This window comes from Bacteroides sp. HMSC067B03 (genome assembly GCF_001811315.1).
Lineage (GTDB): Bacteria > Bacteroidota > Bacteroidia > Bacteroidales > Bacteroidaceae > Bacteroides > Bacteroides faecis.
Window position 1 is genome coordinate 1 of record NZ_KV804243.1, and the last position, 2,939, is coordinate 2,939.

3 protein-coding genes are annotated in these 2,939 nt (G+C 46.6%); all 3 read left to right on the forward strand.

All coding sequences use genetic code 11. From position 1 onward, the window contains the following. The first annotated feature begins 80 nt into the window (after positions 1–80). The 3 genes from HMPREF2794_RS01105 to HMPREF2794_RS01115 all read left to right on the forward strand — a co-directional run bounded on the left by HMPREF2794_RS01105 (position 81) and on the right by HMPREF2794_RS01115 (position 2,555). Positions 81–437 (forward strand): IS66 family insertion sequence element accessory protein TnpA, encoded by a 357-nt coding sequence (locus HMPREF2794_RS01105; RefSeq protein ID WP_070750664.1) that lies wholly within the window; start codon positions 81–83, stop codon positions 435–437. A gap of 3 nt (positions 438–440) precedes the next feature. Beyond that, the gene (tnpB, locus tag HMPREF2794_RS01110) at positions 441–806 is read left to right on the forward strand and encodes an IS66 family insertion sequence element accessory protein TnpB (RefSeq protein WP_034754648.1); all 366 of its coding nucleotides are present in this window, start codon (positions 441–443) and stop codon (positions 804–806) included. A 75-nt stretch (positions 807–881) separates the two neighbouring features. Next, complete coding sequence (locus HMPREF2794_RS01115) at positions 882–2,555, forward strand: IS66-like element ISBf10 family transposase (RefSeq protein WP_070750666.1); 1,674 nt, start codon at positions 882–884, stop codon at positions 2,553–2,555. The last annotated feature ends 384 nt before the right edge of the window (positions 2,556–2,939 follow it).

Genomic DNA, 2,939 nt, shown 5'->3' on the forward strand with positions numbered 1-2,939 from the left:
GTAAGCATTCGATAAACTCCCCCTTTCATTCTAAAAATGTGATGTTACTTTTGTAATCAAAGTAAAAAAGCTCAATCGTTATGTCACATCAATGGACCATGGAAGATTTTGAATCTATTTATTCCCGTTTCAAGTCGAGCGGACTTTCAGTTATAGATTTTTGTTCGAATGAATGTATTCGTCCCAAACGTTTCTACGCGTGGCGTTCCAAGCTGCTGCGCAAAGGCGGCTTTATCCCGGTAAAGGTAAACAGTAAGGGACAGGTCAGTCTTCCCCATAAGGAGAAATCCCTTCAGTCTGCCCCTCCGGTCAGCCCGTCGCCAATTCCCCAGCCGCTATGTGAGATCTCCTATCCCAATGGCGTCACAGTCCGCTTGAACAGCCCTTTGTCACCGGAGGTATTGCAAACCCTGATATTTTTGAATTCAAACCGTTAGCCTATGTTTTCTTTGAATGAATCCAACAGATATTATCTTTACCCGTATCCGACAGACATGCGTAAGAGTTTTTATACGCTTAGCGGCATCGTGACCAACCAGATGGGAAAGAATGTACGGGACGGTGACGCTTTCATTTTTATCAATGCGAATTGTACCTGTATGAAAATCCTCCATATGGAATATGGTGGTCTGGTGATATACCATATGAGGCTGGAACAGGGGCACTTCCATCTGCCGGTCATAAATACGGAGGAAGGTCGGGTTAAAGCGATTGAAACCTTCTGGAATGACCTTGTGATGATGGTTCAAGGAATGGACGGCAGCAAGGTCAGGCGTTATAAGAGAAGTGGTTTTCATGGGTTGTAGTTGTAACAAATTATAACATATACAATGCCGTATTCCGGCTGTTTTTTAGTATCTTAGCATCATATTTAAACGATTATGCCAACCGATAAGGAATTACTGATAAAGGATCTCATGCACAAATGCGACTGTCTGTATAGAGAAAACAGCCGGTTGAAGGAGATGGTGTCCACGCAGTCCCTTAAAGCTGCGGACAAAGAGGTGTATGAGGCTTTATTGTCTGACAAGGATGCCATAATCGCCCAAAAGGAGGCAAAAATCAACAGTCTGGAACAACGTGTATCCTATCTTGAACGGCAGTTGTACGGTAAGAAGGCGGAAAAGTTCATAAAGCCTGACGCCCAGGACCGCTGGCTGGATTTTGAAGGCTTCGACATGCTTCCCCGGGAGGCTGAAGCCGCAGAAGAAGCGGAAAAGGAGTTGAAGGCTACCAGAGAAGCGATCATCGCCCGTAAAAAAGCGAGGAAGCAGCATCCTACGAGAAAATCCCTTCCGGAGAATCTTGAGCGTGAGGAGGTTCACATATATCCCGAAGGGTATAATCCGGAAGAGTGGACGCTCCTTCCCGGAGAGGAAGTGACCGAGATCCTTATGCACGAGCCCGAAAAGTTCTATATCCGCAGGATAGTGCGCCATACGGCCAAACGGAAGGGTACGAACGAGTTCAGGACCGGCCCGCTTCCCGTCATGCCGATAGCAAAGAGCTATGCCTCCGCCTCATTGCTGGCAGACATGATGATAGGGAAATATGTGGATCACATACCGTTCCACAGGCAACTGGAACAGTTCAAGCGTGTGGGGGTACACCTCCCCGCGTCAACGGTCAACGACTGGTTCAAGGATGTGGCGGATCTGCTAAGGCCCCTGTACTTCCGATTATGGGAGCTGGTGATGCAGACTGACTACATACAGTCGGATGAGACGACAATCCCTGTGATGAATGACGAGAGACACAAGACGGTCAAAGGTTATATCTGGCTTGTGCGCAGCGTCATGACCGGACGTCAGTTCTTTTACTATGACAAGGGTTCCCGAAGTGGAAAGGTGGTGCTGAAACTCTTCGGCAAGTTCCGGGGAGCCATACAGACGGACGGGTACGAAAGGTACGAGATGCTGGACGCCAAGAAAGGTATTATCCTTCTTGGCTGTTGGGCCCATGCACGCAGACATTTTTGGGAGGCAAGAAAGAATGACATGCAGCGTGCCGACTATGCGCTCGCACAGATACAGTTGCTTTATGACGTGGAGCGTAAGGCTGACGATGAACGCCTGACTTACGGACAGAGGGCTGAACTTAGGGCACGTCTTGCATATCCCATACTTGTGCGCTTCGAGAAATGGCTGGTCAATGAATATCCCAAAGTAATGAAAGACAGTCCGATCGGGAAAGCCATAAAATATACATACGGAAGGTTCGACAAACTCTCCAGGTACCATCTGGACGGTCGTTACAGACCGGATAATAACGAGATAGAAAATAAAGTGCGGCCTGTCGCGTGCGGCAGACGTAATTACCTGTTCTGTGGCAATAATGATGCCGCTGAAGATGCGGCGGTGCTCTACTCGTTCTTCGGCTGCTGCAAGGCTGCCGGGGCTGACTTCCGTACGTGGCTGATCTACTTCCTTGAACATATACATGATTATGATGATGACTACTCGATGGATCTGGCCGAATTGTTACCGGACAATCTGTTATCCGGGGGCAAGATATTATCCGTTACGCCACCGGAATCCCCCAAGAAAGACTCCTGATACCTTCGTAAATCCCGCCTAAGCACGGGAAAACTACCGTTTTATGCCAATCAAGACGGGAAAATAGGGAATAAAGTGCCGTTTTTATCTTCATTATCCCCGATAAATAGGGAAAATAAAGGAAAGAATACCCTTTTATACCAATTATGGCGGGAAAGTAGGGATAAAAATACCGCTTTATCACATTTATCACAGGAAAATAAGGGAAAAAGTGGGAAAACTTCCTTTTATCCGCTCCTTTAGTAGGGAAAATATCAGCTTCTATAAAACCCGCACATCTTTTGGTTGAATTGATGTAACAATAAATCATAGAACGATAAAATGAATAAACGACATTATGAACATACGTTACCTACTATACGAGGGAGTTTATCGAATACTTAC